Consider the following 13719-nt stretch of genomic DNA (forward strand, 5'->3'; position numbering starts at 1 on the left):
TAACTATAAGGAAGCAAATGACCGTCCTGAGAATCATGGGCATCGACCCGTCCCTGCGCAACACGGGCATGTGCCTGGGGCACGTGGACATCACGACTGGCGAGATCGACTGGCGCGGCATCGCCATGGTGCAGACCAAGCCGGCAGACAAAGCCAAGGTGCAGCGACAGAACTCGGCCGACCTCGTGAGCGCCCGTGAGCTCCACCGCGGCGTGCACAAGCAGTTCGCCGAATGGCGCCCGAACATCATCACCGGCGAAGTTCCCAGCGGGGCGCAAGACGCGCGCGCAGCACTCAGCTTCGGCATGAGCATCATGCTGCTTGCAAGCGTGCCAGTGCCCATCATCGAAGTCACGCCCCGGGAGGTGAAGATTGCGACCGGGAAGAAGAACGCCACCAAGGCCGAGATCATCGAGTGGGCTCACCAGCTGGCGCCGCATCTGCCGTGGTTACGCGCAACAGGCAAGTTCCGCAAGCCTGACAAGTTCGACGCGGCGGGCAACCTCATCAGCAAGGGGTACGAACTCCCTGCTGGCCGGCTGATGGATGACAACGAGCACATGGCCGACTCGATGGCATCGGTCGCCGCGTGCGTGCAGACCACGCAGTTCATGCAGATGATGGCGATCTACAGCGCAAAGGCAGCTTGACGGCCTCTCTTGCCTTATATGGTAAGTGTCTGCTGACTGACCTAAAATAGACGCTTACCCCTCTCCCTTTCTCCCCCTCTAGGAATACATGACCGTCATCAAACGGGATGGCTCGCGTGAGCCATTCGACCAATCCAAAATCGACCGCCTGGATATCTTCGCCACCAAGGGCCTGAACGTCGACCTGGCGCTGCTCAAGGAGCAGGTGCAGTTCCTGATCTTCGATGGCATGTCCACGCAGGACATCTTCCGCGCCCAGATCAAGGCAGCCTCCGGCCTGATCGGCCGCGAGAACCCCGACATGACCTTCGTCGCCGCCCGCTACTTGCTGGCCGAGACGTACAAGCGCGCCACCGGGGGCAACACCTACCCGTCGATGCGTTCGGTGATCGACCGTGGCTTGGCCGCCGGCCGCTACAGCCGGCACATGCTGGGCTTCGATTTCAAGGAACTGGACGACGCGCTCGTACCCGACCGCGACTTCCAGTTCGACTACATCGGCCTGCAGAACGTGGTGGACCGCTATCTGGTCCGCGACACCAGCGACAACATCATCGAGCTGCCGCAGCACTTCTTCATGCGAGTGGCCATGGGCCTGGCGATCAATGAAGACAACCCCACCGCCCGCGCCATCGAGTTCTACAACCTGCTGTCGAACTTCGACGGCATGGCCAGCACGCCGACCCTCTTCAACGCGGGCAGCATTCGCAGCCAGCTGTCGAGCTGCTACCTGAACACCGTCAACGACCAGATCAGCGTGGACGACGAAGAGATCGCCCGCGGCGTGAACCGCTTCGCGTCTATCTACGGCACCATCGAAGAGTCGGCCCGGCTGAGCAAGTTCGCCGGCGGCATCGGCACCGACTGGACCCGAGTGCGCGGCGCCGGCAGTCGCATCGTCAGCACCAACGGCAAGTCCTCGGGCGTCATCCCCTACCTGAAGCCGTACGAGAGCACGGCAGTCGCGGTGAACCAAGGCGGCAAGCGCAAGGGCAGCTTCGCGCCGTACCTGGAGGTCTGGCACCCTGACTTCTGGGACTTCTGCGAGCTGAAGAAGGAGTTCGGCGACGACCGCATGCGCACGCATGACATCTTTCCGGCCGCGTGGGTCGCCGACCTGTTCATGGAGCGAGTGGAGGAGGGCGGCCTGTGGTCGACGTTCCAGCCCAACCTGTACCCGGAGCTGCATGAGCTCTACGGCGATGCCTTCAAGCTGCGTTACGAGCAATTGGAGCGCGCGGGCAAGTTCGTGAGCCAGCGCCCAGCCATCGAGGTGTGGAAGCACATCCTGACCAACCTGTTCGAGACCGGCCACCCCTGGATCACCTTCAAGGACGAGTGCAACCGCCGCTCGCCGCAGGACCACGTGGGCGTGGTGCACAGCTCCAATCTCTGCACTGAAATCACGCTCAACACCAGCGACGACGAAACCGCTGTGTGCAACCTCGGCTCGATCAACCTGGCCCGCCACATGGTCGAATCCATGGGCACCATGGTGATCGACACGAAGAAGGTGCGCGCGACCGTCCGCACACTGATGCGCATGCTCGACAACGTGATCGACCTGAACTACTACCCCTCGGCACGTGCGAAGGCGTCGAACCTCAAGCACCGCCCGGTGGGCATGGGCATCATGGGCGAAACCGAAGCCAAGGTCATCGTGGGCATCGCGTTCGACAGCGAAGCCGGGGTGCAGTTCTCCGACGAAGCGCTGGAAATCGTGAGCTACTACGCCATCGAGGCTTCGAGCGACCTGGCCTACGAGCGCGGTGCCTACGAAACCTTCCCAGGCTCGAAGTGGAGCCGCGGCATGCTGCCGATCTACACCGCCCGGGACCAGACCTCCAACATCTTCGGCCTGGCCACATGGGACATCCTGGCCGAGAAGGTCATGCGCCAGGGCATGCGCAACAGCAACACGATGGCCATCGCCCCGACCGCGACCATCAGCGTGATCTGCGGCACCACGCCCTGCAACGAGCCGATCTTTGAGCTGGAGCGCCTCGAGGGCAACATGAGCGGCAAGTTCCTGGTGCTCGACCCGTGCCTGCGCCACACGAGTGACCCGCGCCTGCTCAAGACCGCCTTCGAGATCGAGCCGGTCTGGGTGATCCGTTCGGGCGCCCGCCGCCAGAAGTGGATCGACCAGGCGCAGAGCCTGAACGTGTTCATCCGCCAGGGCACCAAGGGCCGCGACCTGGACTCGATTTACAAGACCGCCTGGAAGGAAGGTCTGAAGACCACCTACTACCTGCGCAGCCAGTCGAAGCAGAAGGCCAAGGGCGAGCCCGCCATGCCGGCCGCGTCGGCCCTGCCGCAGCCCGAGAGCGCGAACTTCTGCAGCATCGACAACCCCGATTGCGAGGCTTGCCAATGAGTTCGACGGCGACAACCAACGCGCGTCGCCTGGCCTTCGGGCCAGAGGACAAGCTCATGAACATGAGCCGCGTGAAGTACCAGTGGGCCGTCGACATCCACGAGGAGATGGTGGCCAACTTCTGGACCGAGAAGAAGGTGCCGATGGGCGGCGACAAGCAGTGCTACCTCACGCAGTTGTCGCCGCAGGAGCGACGTGCCTATGACCTGGCGTTGGCGTTCGTGTCGAACTTGGACGGCATTCAGTTCAACAACCTGATCCAGAACATCGGGCAGCACGTGACGGCGCCGGAGGTGAGCGGGGCGCTCGCACGCCAGGCCGCCGAAGAGTACATGCACGTCCGGGTCTACCAGACCATGATCGAGGCCGTGTCCCTCAACCCCGAGGAGATCTACCTCGCGTTCGAGAAGGACGGCCTGCTGGCCCAGAAGAACGCCTACATCATGGGCCAGTCGGACATCCTCAAGGGTGACCCTACGCCGGCCAGCTTCGCGCGGGCCATCGTGGGCAACTTGATCCTGGAGGGCATCTACTTCTACAACGCCTTTCTGGTGTTCGGGTCGCTCGCGCAGAACGGGAAGATGCTGGGCAGCGCCGACAACATCAAGTACATCGCGCGGGACGAGGGTGGCACCCACCTTGAGCTGTTCTCGCACATGCACGGGACGTTCCGCGAAGAGAACCCGCACCTGTACGACGCCCAGTTCTACGCGGACGCGGAAGCCCTGTTCCGTGGCGCGGTGGAGCTCGAGTGCACGTGGGGCAAACACATGGTCGGCAGTGGCATCGCGGGCCTGACGCCTTCGATGATGGACGCCTTCCCAAAGCACTTGGCCAACCTGCGCTGGCAGATCGTGAAGCCTGGCGCACCCGACCTGTACCCGGGCGTGGTGAGTCCGGCGCCGTGGTTCTTTCAGTTCTTCAAGGTCAACGGCTCGCGCCAGAACTTCTTCGAGACCACCGTCGTGGACTACGACCAGAGCGGCCTCGAGTGGTGATGGACGGAGGCCAGCCTATTTGGGCAGGCCTTTGTCCTTATTGATTCTTTCCACCAAGAGCTTTAGACGACCTTCAGACTGATCGAATATTTTGTTAAGCGCGTACTCCAATACGTCATACACGTCATTCACGTCCTCGCGCTTTGGTTTATCTCCGTGGTGGCTGCCCGCGTTCCCGAGATACTTTACTGCGAGTAAATGGTCCATGACGTTCACGTGCTCTTTGGGAATCCGCTTTATTCGGAAGTGAAGGTCCATTCGCTTTCCGTCTGGCCATGTGTCGACTACCTTCAAATGGTCCATCAGTGCCTCGACGGCCATGCGGGCCGAATTCAAGGAAGCGCCGGGATTGCAAAAGTACATTGAAAATGATGTGCGAAGGTGGCCTGCTACATCTTCAGGGCATTCTTTCGGTACATCCATCAACACCAATGGTGGGTCAAAGTAGGTTGGAAAGAACTGATCGACATAAGCCACGTCCATCTCTTGATCCCTTTCGTTAAAGAACTGGACCTGTTCCACTTCTCCCCAACCTAGACAGCTAATCCTTTCTCCGCACGTGGCCCGGCTGCACGTGAGGAAGCACACGAATTGATATCTCACCCAATCGTAGCCAGCGTCTGGGATCGATTGGTCTCGCCGACTTTCAGCTGTGTGATCGAACTGAAAGGCCTTCGGGTCGAGTGTTAGGTTGCCCGATTTGCAGACAGGACAGCGCCAATCAGGGACTTCCTCGATACGAAGGTGCTTGTTGAAAACTCGCCGGTCCATTGATACGTCCTTAACGTTGATCTGCCGCTCAATTGTGTCATGGAGGGTGAGTTGAAGGGCTTGTGAACACTATAATGTGTGTAAGCACTGAGTAATAGTTCTGCTTATTTCAATTTCAATCAGCTACAGGAGTAATCCACACCCATGTCCGACATCAAGAAATTCACCGGCTTCCTGTCGAGCGACGGCAAGACCCACAACACTCAGAAGGCAGCTGTGACTCACGAGCTGGAGCTCAAGACGAAGAAGGCTCTGGCAGACAGCTTCGGCGACAAGTGGGTCTACAACGGCGAGGACCGCCTGGAAGATCAATCAGGCACCCCGCTCGACGCGTTCCTGTACGAGAACCGCGATGCGGTGCTGGCAGCGCTGAGCCAAGAAGTCCTGCTGCGCAAGAAGCGCACGCCGAAGGTGAAAGCCACCACGCCCGCTTCGGCTCAAGCTCCAGCCAGCGCGCCGTCGGCACCGCCCGCGGATTCGACACCTGTCCGTCTGCAAGACGGCATCTTCGACGCTGACTCCTGATCGGGCGCTCCTGACATGAGCATCGAAGCCAAAGTCATCGCCAAGTCGGTAAGCGTCAAGGGCAAGGTCATTACGACCTTCCAGCTGCGCTACCCGCGCTTCATCCACGCGGAGTTCATGACTCACCGCATGTTCAGCCGCAACGCCAGCTCGAGCCGCGCCATCCCTGTGGCCAAGATCATCGAGCAGATCCGAAACGAGCCGGCCATGCCGATTCACTGGGGTGCGAACCAGCCGGGCATGCAGGCGGATGCAGAGCTCGAGGGCTTTCTGCGGAACGATTGCGTTCAGGCATGGCGCGATGCAGCTCACCAAGCGGCCGACATCGCCGAATACATGGTCGAGCGCGGCCTGCACAAGCAAGTCGCCAACCGCATCCTCGAGCCCTTCGCGCACATCAGCGTGATCGTCACCGCCACCGAGTGGGCCAACTTCTTCGAGCTGCGTGACCACCCGGACGCTCAGCCGGAGATTCGCGCGCTGGCTGCGGCCATGTTGAATGCAGACAAGGACTTCGGAGGCCCCGAGCGTGTTTTGCATTCGCCGGGCAGCGATTACCTGGATGCCCGCTGCTGGCACCTGCCGTACACCACCGAAGCTGAACGCTATTTGCTGGCCGACCATGCCGACATGCTCTGCGCGATGTCAGCGGCTCGTTGTGCGCGTGTCAGCTACCTCACCCACGACGGGCAGGAGCCTGACCAGGACAAGGACCTGGCTCTGTTTCAGCGCCTGGTCGGCTCCGCGCCGCTGCATGCATCGCCCATCGAGCACCAGGCCTGCGGCTCGAACAACCCGTATCGCCAGTCCCGCAACTTCCGGGGCGTAGTGCAGTTCCGCGAGCTGTACGAGCTGAAGCTCCTTTCGTCGTTCGATTTCTCCACCGCCACTACCTGAAAGGCAACACCATGACCTCCACCGTTCTTAAGTTCCTGCGCCCGGCCCTGCAAGTCGCCGGTGTCGTTAAGAAGCCGGCCCCCACGACCGTCGACGGCGTGTTGGGCGCCCTGCAGCGCACCATCGTCGACCTGGACGCCGTGCGTGAAGCCAAGTGCGCTGAAGCCGACAAGCACGGCTCTGACGCGGCCGAGAGCCTGTCGAAGTCCAACGCCGCAACCCGTGAAGCAGCCCGCGCCGCGGCAGTGCACGAGAAGCTGAGCGCGCTGGTCGCCTGAGAAAGCAACGTGGCGACTACTTATCCTGGGCGGTAGGGTCGTAGCCGGCACCGATCTTGGCCTTGTCAGCAGCGGAGTAGGTAGCGCCACGTGCCTCTCTCGCCTCCATCGACGCTTTGGCGGCCTCGGGGCTATTCACATGCTCCGTTGCCATGCCTCCTCCTGAAACGGTCCAGCCATAGGGATTGCCGGGGCTTCCCTGCGAGATTGATCCCGAAGATTTAGCGCTTGTAGACGACCCCCCGCCGCTTTGTGCGGCCTTATTTTGCGCGTTCCTCTTCGCGACACTGCCGTCGGCGTGTGTGCTGAACGGCGTCAGTAGGGCCGCAATGCTGATGAAGCAAGTCGCCAGTTTCATGTCTCTCTCTCCTCGCTCCAAATCGGAGCGATCCATCATGTTCGATGGCTGGGTCGAGAGTAACTACCCCAATCAGGGGTTGACATTTTTCGGTCCTAGTGCTCGGAGCCGCGCGGCCAAACTCCGCGTGGTCATCACAAATCTGAAGGATCGGGGTCAGAGAGTCCCGGGTAGTTGAGCTTTTCCAATCGTTTGATGGTCTCTGCCAGAGCTTCTTGCGCTGCATTTTCCTTCCACCGCAAATGCTCAAAGCGCATCTGGACGGCGGCGGACCCCTCTGGAAGGACCGACGCGAACTCTTGCCTCTCACGGGTTGCGTGAGTCGCCAGGGTTTCGAGCGATTTGACCTTGGCAGTTAGTAAATCAAATGCCCGCTGATGGCGGAGTGCTTCAGCTTGTGCCTCGTATTGTCTGTAGGCGTAGTAGACAGTCGCGACGGCGCCAATGAACGTCAAAAATGCCAGCACTGGGTTCATCAAACCCCCGACGAAATCCCCGAGCTGCCCCAACGTTGCCGCTGTAGGTTCAGGGGCGGCCGCTGGGTCGTAGACCTTGGCCATGAAGCTCGAAATCAAGATGATGTAAGCCATGATGAGAGCAACGATAGTCACGCCGATCCCCACGCCCAACGGTGTCCATTCATCCGACTTTGCTTTTGTTTCTTTTGCCATTCGTTTCTCCTCACCGCATGGCGCGGCGGCAGCGACTATATGACGAGAGGATGGTCGCCGATCCCTACAATGCTTTAGACAGTCAGTAATTACTGTTCCACGTGGAACAGGAGCTGGACTGCCAGGCAAAAAAAGTCCTGCGGTTCAGCGCTTGTATAAGCACTTTTCACCACAGCAAGGAAACCATGAGCAATTTTGAACGAGTGTCCGACATGAACGTCGCTTTCGGGAACCCCAAGGGTGACCCGGCGCGCATTGACTTCGACCGCGTGCGCAAGCAGTGCCTGAACATCCCCGACGAGGTAGGCGAGCTGTTCATCGCGTTGGGCGCCAACCCCGAAGAAGTGAAGGCAGCAGTCGCCGCATTGAAGACTGCGGGCGCGTCTGTGGTCTCGAAGGTCGCCCCGGATGAAGTTCGCGACGCGCTCTGCGACATCCACGTCTTCGGCTACGGCGCCCACCACATGATGGGCGTGAACGCCGACATGGATATGGCAGCGGTAGTCAGCGGCGTGATGACGCGCTTCATCAAGAACGCCGACGACTTGGCCGCCACGGTGAAGCTGCATGCCGACAAGGGCGTCACCGAGGTGTACTTCGAGGGCGACTATCCGACCATGGTGATGAAGAGCGCAGTCGACCAGCCGGACGCCCCGAAGGGCAAGTTCCTGAAGTCCGCCAGCTACCAGAACACCGTGTTCCGGGCGCTTCCCGAACAGGCGGCCTGACCATGAACCTGGCCCTTGTGGGCGCACATCGCACGGGCAAGTCCACGCTCGCCCGTGCGTTCGCGCAGAAACACGACATTCCGTTCGTGCAGACCGGCGCGACCGAGGTGTTCAAGGCGCTCGGGCTCGACCCGAAGGCCGAGTACCCCATCGCCGAGCGCATCGCGATCCAGGCGGCGATCCTGAGCGCCTTCGAGGCTCAGTGGCTCGACGCCATGGCCCGCAGCACCTTCTTCATCAGCGACCGCTCGCCGATCGATCTCGCCAGCTACCTGCTGGCGGACGTGACGCGCCAGACGCTGACCGGACAGCCGGAGGTTGCCAAGGCTGTGAACTACTACGTGAAGCGCTGCATCGAGTCGGCCAACCGCTTCTTCGCGACGATCGTCCTGGTTCAGCCTGGCATCGCGCTGGTGGAAGAGGAGGGCAAGGCTCCGGCGTGCCCCGCGTACATGGAACACCTGAACGCGCTGCAGCTGGGCCTGCTGACCGACTCCCGGCTCGAGTCGCGCAACTACAGCATCCGTCGCGGCTACCTTGACCTGGACGTGCGCATCCAGTGCCTGGAAAACTGTCTGCGCGCCGCTCAGGACAAACACTACCAAGTGATCGGCAAGCGAATCGAAGAAGGGTCCATTGCCTTGCACTGATAGTGTGTCACTGCTGACTATAATGAAAGGGCGCTGCACAGATGATTTCCGTGCAACGCCCTTTTTAATCGAGTAAGTCACTACTTACAGTTATTCAAATATGACCACAGCGACACCGATCCCTGACATCCGCGAAGAGCTTGAGCGCAAGACGCTCGATGAGCTGGTGCGGATCTCGAGCTTCGCGCAAGAGCAGCGCATCGAGGAGGGGGAGTTCTCGCTGATCGCCAAGTCGATCTGGGCCATCACCAGCGGGCTCATCGCGACGGACAGCGCCGAGCTGGTCGCCCGCGCCGCTGACCAGTTCACCGGCCCGACCCGCAAGGCGCATTTCCTGAAGGCCGGGGACGTCTGCACGTTCGCCTGGAACCCCGAGAAGGACGACTACGTGCTGGTCAAGCGTCCGCTGGGCAAGGCACCCGTCCCCACCCTCGTGAAGGCCGAGCGCGACGCGCGCACCGCCATCTTTCAGCCGGCCTTCGATGCGCTGGCGAAGGCCGGCTGGACCCGTCTCTGATTTCGCAACCACCAAGGAAACCACAACCAATGTCCATCTTTGAATCCGTTCGCGACCTCGTTGTCGTGAACTCCGATCACCACGCGCTCAAGCTGAGCATCGCGCTGCGCGACGGACCCGTAGGCGACGTGAACAAGGCCTACGCAGGCAACGCCGAAGCCGGCCACTTCTACCTGTACCGCAACGAGTCGGTGCCGGGCATGGTGATGGAGACGGTGTTCTCGCCGAAGCACAAGGACGGCATCACCAGCGTCTACCAGGAGCACCGCATCTTCGAGTCGGGCAGCGAGCTGCTGCGCAAGCGCGCCGCACTGGTTGCCGCCCTGGCCGCCGAGTACGGGCTCCCGCACGAATCGATCGGCATCGACGACGCAGCCCGGGGCCGCCAGATGGCACTCACCGAGCTGTCCACCGGCCAGCTGATCGACCTGCTGCAGGACCGCGCACGCGGGGGCATCGTGACCATGAAAACCGACAACTACGCCACCGGCGTGGACAAGGCGCTGGCATGAAGTTCCTCGCTCTGTTCCTGCTCGTCGCGATCGTCGTCACCGGGCTGGGCAACCGCTCGGTCCGCAACGAGGTGTTCGGAATCGTCCGGTTCTATTGGCCCGCCATCGTGATCGGTGTCATCTGCGTCTTCGTCGCTTTCGTCCTCGCTTACAGCGGCGAAGCCATCCGCCTTTTCTAAACCGTTTCACATCAAGGAGAACCCATGAAACGAATCTTCGCCTCCCTCGCCACCATGGCACTGGTCCTCATCGCCGGCTGCTCGCAGATCGACAGCGGCAACGTGGGCGTGTCCACCACCCGCGGCAAGATCGACCTGGCTGAACGCTCGCAAGGCAACTACTTCACGCCGATCGAGACGCTCAGCGAGTTCACGACCAAGGAAGTCTCGTTCCAGGTCAACGACCAGAAGCCCAAGTCCAGCGACAACCTGACCATGGCCGACATGGACGTGGACATCTACTTCAAGGCCAACCCGGCCATGGTGGCCGACACGGTCCTGAAGTACCAAGGCGACGTGGTCAAGCACAAGGACATCGTCGCGGGCAGCAAGTCGGACAACCTTGTCGCGGGCTACTCGCGTCTGAGCCGAGAAGCGCGCGAAGCGATCTACAGCGCGGTGGCCTCGTTCCCTGCGACCACCATGCACACCAAGCGTGCCGAGCTGGCCACCGAGATTCAGAAGCGCCTTCAATCCGAGCTGGACAAGACCGACAAGGACGTGTGGCAGGTGACGGGCGTCAACGTGCGCAACCTCGTGACCGACCCGGCCATCGAGACATCCATTCGCCAGACGGCTGAGCGTGACCAGCAGATTGCCCGTGCGAACAAGGACAAGGAGCTCGCTCAAGTCGTGGCCGCCAAGAACCTGATCGAAGCGCAGGGCCAGGCTGCAGTGAACGAGACCATCAGCCGCTCGCTGAGCCCGCAGCTGATCCGCCTGAAGGAGATCGAAGCACAGCAGGCGTTCGCTGGTGCCGGCACGCACACCGTCGTCATGGGCAATACGGCCGGCTCGCTGGTCAGCATCGGGAAGTAAGGCATGAAGAAGACCACCCTCGCGCTGGTCTTCGCCGCCCTGGCTCTGGCCGGGTGCGGCAAGGACGACACGATCCAGCCGATGAACATGGGGCAGGGCAGTGAAGCACCGCATGCACCTGTCGCACCCGTCCAAGCCGCTGCACCGCAGGGCGACAACGGCTGGCTCTGGGGTGTGGGCGGCTACCTGCTCGGCCGAATGACCGCGCCCAAGGCCACGCCGCAGCACGTCCCAGCACCTGCACCGGGGTTCGCCCCGCAAGCTGCAGCACCGCAGCAGCCGAAGCGCTCGTGGTTCGCGCCAACCCCGCGCCCGAACGTGCCCAACGTGGTCCCGAAGGCTCCCATGGTGAGCACGACGCCGAAGTCGTCACCGATCCCCGTGCCCTCTGCAGCACCGAAGCCGAGCTATTCGGGCCCGAGCTCCTACAAGGCGCCCAGCTACAGCTTCAAGCCATCTGCGCCGCGCTCCTCGCCCTCGCGCAGTTCCTCCAGCTCGTCGCGTCGCTGACGGGCCGAACCGGGGCCAACGCCCCGATTCGATCATTGATTTATCGCAACTTTTAGGGGTTCTCGCATGCTTCTCAACACCAAGGGCCGCACCGCGTTCGAGGCGCTGACCGCATGAGCCGCAGTCTCGCCGCCTTTTACGACAGCGAGTCGACCGGCCTCAAGCAGGAAGACGGCCACCGTCTCATCGAAGTCGCTGCCCACATCTACGACCTGGACAGCAAAGCCCGCGTTGGCCGCTTCGTGCAACGCATCAACCCGCAGCGCGGCATCGACCCCGACGCGCAAGCGATTCACGACATCGCCTTCGACGAGCTCATCAACGAGCCGACGTGGGAGGAGGTCGGCCCGAAGCTGTCGAAGATCCTGAGCGCCTGCACCTACGTGGTCGCGCACAACGGCGAAGGCTTCGACCTCCCGTTCACCTTCCGGGAGTTCATCCGCATCGGGGCGCCTGTGCCCAAGGTCCGAAGCATCGACTCGATGCTGCAAGCGCGCTGGGCGACGGGCGATGGCTCGCTGCCCAACCTGAAAGCCCTGTGCTTCGCCTGCGGCGTCGACTACGACCCAACCCAGGCTCACGCAGCCGACTACGACGTGGACGTCATGGCGAAGTGCTTCTTCAGCCAGGTCGACCGCGGCTTCTTCACCCTGCCCACCGAGTACTACGAGTTGCCACCCCTGACGGTGAAGAAAGGAAAGAAATGAACCAGATCCTGCAGGACAAGTTCCTCCAGCTGCCCGAGATCCAGCAAGCCGCCGTGCAGGCGGCGACGATGGTCGAGGTCAAGATTCTCGAGCTGCGTCGCGGTCCGATGCCTGAACACCAGATCGAGCGCGCGTTGGCCGATCACCGCAAGAAAGCCCACGCGATCCTGTCCCCTGAGGCTCGGCTGGTCGTGGAGGGCGCGTTGCGCGACTACGGCATCCTGAAGCTGGGCCACGTGCCGGCGCCCGCCGGCATGACGGACTGGTCGAAGAACGGCGGGGGTGCTCCAGCATGAAGCGCACCCTTTTCTGGCTCAAGGCCGTGCTGATCGCTGGCTCGTGGCTGTCGATGCTGAGCGCAATATTCCTGGCGCTCACCCAGTCTCACCTGGCCGTGCGCCAAGAGCCGCTCGGCATGTGGATCGTCTTCGGCATCTGGATGGGCCACGTGCTGGCCATCAAGCCGTTGTGGCGCTCGCTGTATGCGGAGCACCGCGCGCTCCGCGAAGCGAAGCAGGTCCATGTGATCGGACAGCTCGCATGAAGGGCACGATCATTCCCCAGATCGAAGCGTCCCGCTTCCGCGTGAACATGGACATGGCACCTCGGACGTGGGACTGTCGGCCGTATCAGCTGATCCTGCATCGCAACCCCAGCCTGCTGAACAGCGTGTGGCTCGGCACGGTGACCAATTTCCTGAACACGCCCTCGCGACTCTTTCACGAGGTCGTGCTCGCGTTCCTTATGGGCGGCAACCTGGGCTTTGCCCTGCTGTCGCTGTTCGTGCTGGTGCCCGTGAGCGCGATCGCCTTCTTCTTGGCGGGTCTGTGCGGGCGGGTGCACTGTCTGCCCCTCCCGTCTGAGGTGATCGCGGTTGCGCGACACAGCACCAAAGAGGAGCTCTTCGCCGACGGCGTCGCGGGCGACCTGGCGCTGGTGAAGTCTGACTGGACGCCCGCGCCATGAGCCTCGATATACGGCCCGGTGTCAGTACACAGCTTGGACGCCCGCTGAAGGTCACCATGGTGGGCCGCCGGTGCGGCAAGTCCATCGCAGCCCTGATTGGCCAGCCGCTGCTGGCATTCCATCAGTGGAAGGCGGCCTTTCGCCAGCTCGATGCACCGCGCGTGCGCCCCACAGCCGAGTACCACTCGCTGTACGGCCAGTACTGCAACCGACACCGCCTCGCGAACCCTCCGGGAGCGGTCCACAGCTTGCCCTCGACAGTAGACCCATCGAAACACGAGGGCACCGAATGAACAACGCAATGACCACCATCCGCTTCAACTTCAACGACCGCGTGCGCATTCGCCTGACGCCCCACGGCCGCGCCTTCCACGCCATGCAGCACGTGATGTTCAACATGCAGCACGGCACGGACCTCAAGTACATCCCGCCTGTCGAAGACGCCGAGGGCTGGTCCGAGTGGCACATGCACGAAATCGCCAACCAGTTCGGCGAGCAGCTCTTCAACGGCAACAGCGAGCTGCCGTTCGAGACGACTGCCGAACTCATCATCGACAAGGAGTAGTC

General features: G+C 62.0%; 22 protein-coding genes. 19 read left to right on the top strand and 3 right to left on the bottom strand.

Annotated elements, in window-relative coordinates; genetic code table 11:
- Positions 1-17 precede the first annotated feature (17 nt).
- The 3 genes from GFK26_RS18015 (at position 18) to GFK26_RS18025 (ending at position 4025) form a co-directional block, all read left to right on the top strand.
- Positions 18-650, top strand: coding sequence for a hypothetical protein (locus tag GFK26_RS18015; protein WP_153283155.1), 633 nt, complete (start codon positions 18-20; stop codon positions 648-650).
- An 88-nt stretch (positions 651-738) separates the two neighbouring features.
- The gene (locus tag GFK26_RS18020; RefSeq protein ID WP_153283156.1) at positions 739-3027 is read left to right on the top strand and encodes a ribonucleoside-diphosphate reductase subunit alpha; all 2289 of its coding nucleotides are present in this window, start codon (positions 739-741) and stop codon (positions 3025-3027) included.
- Between the two features lie 56 nt (positions 3028-3083).
- A complete protein-coding gene (locus tag GFK26_RS18025; protein ID WP_153283157.1) occupies positions 3084-4025 on the top strand; it encodes a ribonucleotide-diphosphate reductase subunit beta in 942 nt (313 codons plus the stop codon).
- Between the two features lie 15 nt (positions 4026-4040).
- Here the strand turns inward: GFK26_RS18025 and GFK26_RS18030 are convergent, their stop codons facing one another.
- Complete coding sequence (locus GFK26_RS18030) at positions 4041-4508, bottom strand: DUF4145 domain-containing protein (RefSeq protein WP_228121678.1); 468 nt, start codon at positions 4506-4508, stop codon at positions 4041-4043.
- A 432-nt stretch (positions 4509-4940) separates the two neighbouring features.
- Here GFK26_RS18030 and GFK26_RS18035 point away from each other — a divergent pair, with 432 nt between their 5' ends.
- From GFK26_RS18035 to GFK26_RS18045, 3 genes are read left to right on the top strand one after another with little or no spacing between them, the layout of a single operon-like run.
- On the top strand, positions 4941-5321 hold the full coding sequence (locus tag GFK26_RS18035; RefSeq protein WP_153283159.1) for a hypothetical protein: 381 nt from the start codon (positions 4941-4943) through the stop codon (positions 5319-5321).
- A gap of 15 nt (positions 5322-5336) precedes the next feature.
- Positions 5337-6218 (top strand): FAD-dependent thymidylate synthase, encoded by an 882-nt coding sequence (locus tag GFK26_RS18040; protein ID WP_228121679.1) that lies wholly within the window; start codon positions 5337-5339, stop codon positions 6216-6218.
- Positions 6219-6229: 11 nt separating this feature from the next.
- Complete coding sequence (locus tag GFK26_RS18045) at positions 6230-6496, top strand: hypothetical protein (RefSeq protein ID WP_153283160.1); 267 nt, start codon at positions 6230-6232, stop codon at positions 6494-6496.
- Between the two features lie 16 nt (positions 6497-6512).
- Here the strand turns inward: GFK26_RS18045 and GFK26_RS18050 are convergent, their stop codons facing one another.
- Both GFK26_RS18050 and GFK26_RS18055 read right to left on the bottom strand, forming a co-directional pair.
- Positions 6513-6854: a hypothetical protein gene (locus GFK26_RS18050; protein ID WP_153283161.1), complete on the bottom strand. Its 342-nt coding sequence runs from the start codon at positions 6852-6854 to the stop codon at positions 6513-6515.
- Positions 6855-6988: 134 nt separating this feature from the next.
- Complete coding sequence (locus tag GFK26_RS18055) at positions 6989-7525, bottom strand: hypothetical protein (RefSeq protein WP_153283162.1); 537 nt, start codon at positions 7523-7525, stop codon at positions 6989-6991.
- 212 nt (positions 7526-7737) lie between these two features.
- Here GFK26_RS18055 and GFK26_RS18060 point away from each other — a divergent pair, with 212 nt between their 5' ends.
- The 13 genes from GFK26_RS18060 to GFK26_RS18120 all read left to right on the top strand — a co-directional run bounded on the left by GFK26_RS18060 (position 7738) and on the right by GFK26_RS18120 (position 13717).
- A complete protein-coding gene (locus tag GFK26_RS18060; RefSeq protein ID WP_153283163.1) occupies positions 7738-8253 on the top strand; it encodes a hypothetical protein in 516 nt (171 codons plus the stop codon).
- 2 nt (positions 8254-8255) lie between these two features.
- Positions 8256-8903 (top strand): AAA family ATPase, encoded by a 648-nt coding sequence (locus GFK26_RS18065; RefSeq protein ID WP_153283164.1) that lies wholly within the window; start codon positions 8256-8258, stop codon positions 8901-8903.
- 100 nt (positions 8904-9003) lie between these two features.
- Positions 9004-9420, top strand: coding sequence for a hypothetical protein (locus GFK26_RS18070; RefSeq protein ID WP_153283165.1), 417 nt, complete (start codon positions 9004-9006; stop codon positions 9418-9420).
- A 29-nt stretch (positions 9421-9449) separates the two neighbouring features.
- On the top strand, positions 9450-9932 hold the full coding sequence (locus tag GFK26_RS18075; RefSeq protein ID WP_153283166.1) for a hypothetical protein: 483 nt from the start codon (positions 9450-9452) through the stop codon (positions 9930-9932).
- Entirely contained in the window at positions 9929-10111 is a 183-nt protein-coding gene (locus tag GFK26_RS18080; protein ID WP_153283167.1) for a hypothetical protein, read from the top strand. Before GFK26_RS18075 ends, GFK26_RS18080 begins: the two co-directional genes overlap by 4 nt.
- 24 nt (positions 10112-10135) lie before the next feature.
- On the top strand, positions 10136-10969 hold the full coding sequence (locus tag GFK26_RS18085) for an SPFH domain-containing protein (protein ID WP_153283168.1): 834 nt from the start codon (positions 10136-10138) through the stop codon (positions 10967-10969).
- Positions 10970-10972: 3 nt separating this feature from the next.
- Positions 10973-11479: a hypothetical protein gene (locus GFK26_RS18090; protein WP_153283169.1), complete on the top strand. Its 507-nt coding sequence runs from the start codon at positions 10973-10975 to the stop codon at positions 11477-11479.
- A 113-nt stretch (positions 11480-11592) separates the two neighbouring features.
- Entirely contained in the window at positions 11593-12186 is a 594-nt protein-coding gene (locus GFK26_RS18095) for a 3'-5' exonuclease (protein ID WP_153283170.1), read from the top strand.
- Positions 12183-12482: a hypothetical protein gene (locus GFK26_RS18100; protein ID WP_153283171.1), complete on the top strand. Its 300-nt coding sequence runs from the start codon at positions 12183-12185 to the stop codon at positions 12480-12482. The genes GFK26_RS18095 and GFK26_RS18100 overlap by 4 nt, the downstream gene beginning before the upstream one ends.
- Entirely contained in the window at positions 12479-12730 is a 252-nt protein-coding gene (locus GFK26_RS18105; RefSeq protein WP_153283172.1) for a hypothetical protein, read from the top strand. Before GFK26_RS18100 ends, GFK26_RS18105 begins: the two co-directional genes overlap by 4 nt.
- Positions 12727-13152, top strand: a complete 426-nt coding sequence (locus GFK26_RS18110; RefSeq protein WP_153283173.1) for a hypothetical protein — start codon at positions 12727-12729, stop codon at positions 13150-13152. The genes GFK26_RS18105 and GFK26_RS18110 overlap by 4 nt, the downstream gene beginning before the upstream one ends.
- Positions 13149-13445, top strand: a complete 297-nt coding sequence (locus GFK26_RS18115) for a hypothetical protein (RefSeq protein ID WP_153283174.1) — start codon at positions 13149-13151, stop codon at positions 13443-13445. Before GFK26_RS18110 ends, GFK26_RS18115 begins: the two co-directional genes overlap by 4 nt.
- Positions 13442-13717, top strand: a complete 276-nt coding sequence (locus GFK26_RS18120) for a hypothetical protein (protein WP_153283175.1) — start codon at positions 13442-13444, stop codon at positions 13715-13717. The genes GFK26_RS18115 and GFK26_RS18120 overlap by 4 nt, the downstream gene beginning before the upstream one ends.
- Positions 13718-13719 lie beyond the last annotated feature (2 nt).

The sequence above is a fragment of the Variovorax paradoxus genome, from assembly GCF_009498455.1.
In the GTDB taxonomy this organism is placed as follows: domain Bacteria; phylum Pseudomonadota; class Gammaproteobacteria; order Burkholderiales; family Burkholderiaceae_C; genus Variovorax; species Variovorax paradoxus_H.

Coding starts and splice junctions, on each gene's coding strand:
- GFK26_RS18085 (WP_153283168.1), top strand. CDS start 10,136: ATGAAACGAATCTTCGCCTCCCTCGCCACCATGGCACTGGTCCTCATC.
- GFK26_RS18035 (WP_153283159.1), top strand. CDS start 4,941: ATGTCCGACATCAAGAAATTCACCGGCTTCCTGTCGAGCGACGGCAAG.
- GFK26_RS18075 (WP_153283166.1), top strand. CDS start 9,450: ATGTCCATCTTTGAATCCGTTCGCGACCTCGTTGTCGTGAACTCCGAT.
- GFK26_RS18065 (WP_153283164.1), top strand. CDS start 8,256: ATGAACCTGGCCCTTGTGGGCGCACATCGCACGGGCAAGTCCACGCTC.
- GFK26_RS18060 (WP_153283163.1), top strand. CDS start 7,738: ATGAACGTCGCTTTCGGGAACCCCAAGGGTGACCCGGCGCGCATTGAC.
- GFK26_RS18105 (WP_153283172.1), top strand. CDS start 12,479: ATGAAGCGCACCCTTTTCTGGCTCAAGGCCGTGCTGATCGCTGGCTCG.
- GFK26_RS18015 (WP_153283155.1), top strand. CDS start 18: ATGACCGTCCTGAGAATCATGGGCATCGACCCGTCCCTGCGCAACACG.
- GFK26_RS18100 (WP_153283171.1), top strand. CDS start 12,183: ATGAACCAGATCCTGCAGGACAAGTTCCTCCAGCTGCCCGAGATCCAG.
- GFK26_RS18080 (WP_153283167.1), top strand. CDS start 9,929: ATGAAGTTCCTCGCTCTGTTCCTGCTCGTCGCGATCGTCGTCACCGGG.
- GFK26_RS18050 (WP_153283161.1), bottom strand. CDS start 6,854: ATGAAACTGGCGACTTGCTTCATCAGCATTGCGGCCCTACTGACGCCG.
- GFK26_RS18090 (WP_153283169.1), top strand. CDS start 10,973: ATGAAGAAGACCACCCTCGCGCTGGTCTTCGCCGCCCTGGCTCTGGCC.
- GFK26_RS18040 (WP_228121679.1), top strand. CDS start 5,337: ATGAGCATCGAAGCCAAAGTCATCGCCAAGTCGGTAAGCGTCAAGGGC.
- GFK26_RS18055 (WP_153283162.1), bottom strand. CDS start 7,525: ATGGCAAAAGAAACAAAAGCAAAGTCGGATGAATGGACACCGTTGGGC.
- GFK26_RS18095 (WP_153283170.1), top strand. CDS start 11,593: ATGAGCCGCAGTCTCGCCGCCTTTTACGACAGCGAGTCGACCGGCCTC.
- GFK26_RS18120 (WP_153283175.1), top strand. CDS start 13,442: ATGAACAACGCAATGACCACCATCCGCTTCAACTTCAACGACCGCGTG.
- GFK26_RS18030 (WP_228121678.1), bottom strand. CDS start 4,508: ATGGACGTGGCTTATGTCGATCAGTTCTTTCCAACCTACTTTGACCCA.
- GFK26_RS18020 (WP_153283156.1), top strand. CDS start 739: ATGACCGTCATCAAACGGGATGGCTCGCGTGAGCCATTCGACCAATCC.
- GFK26_RS18070 (WP_153283165.1), top strand. CDS start 9,004: ATGACCACAGCGACACCGATCCCTGACATCCGCGAAGAGCTTGAGCGC.
- GFK26_RS18025 (WP_153283157.1), top strand. CDS start 3,084: ATGAACATGAGCCGCGTGAAGTACCAGTGGGCCGTCGACATCCACGAG.
- GFK26_RS18115 (WP_153283174.1), top strand. CDS start 13,149: ATGAGCCTCGATATACGGCCCGGTGTCAGTACACAGCTTGGACGCCCG.
- GFK26_RS18045 (WP_153283160.1), top strand. CDS start 6,230: ATGACCTCCACCGTTCTTAAGTTCCTGCGCCCGGCCCTGCAAGTCGCC.
- GFK26_RS18110 (WP_153283173.1), top strand. CDS start 12,727: ATGAAGGGCACGATCATTCCCCAGATCGAAGCGTCCCGCTTCCGCGTG.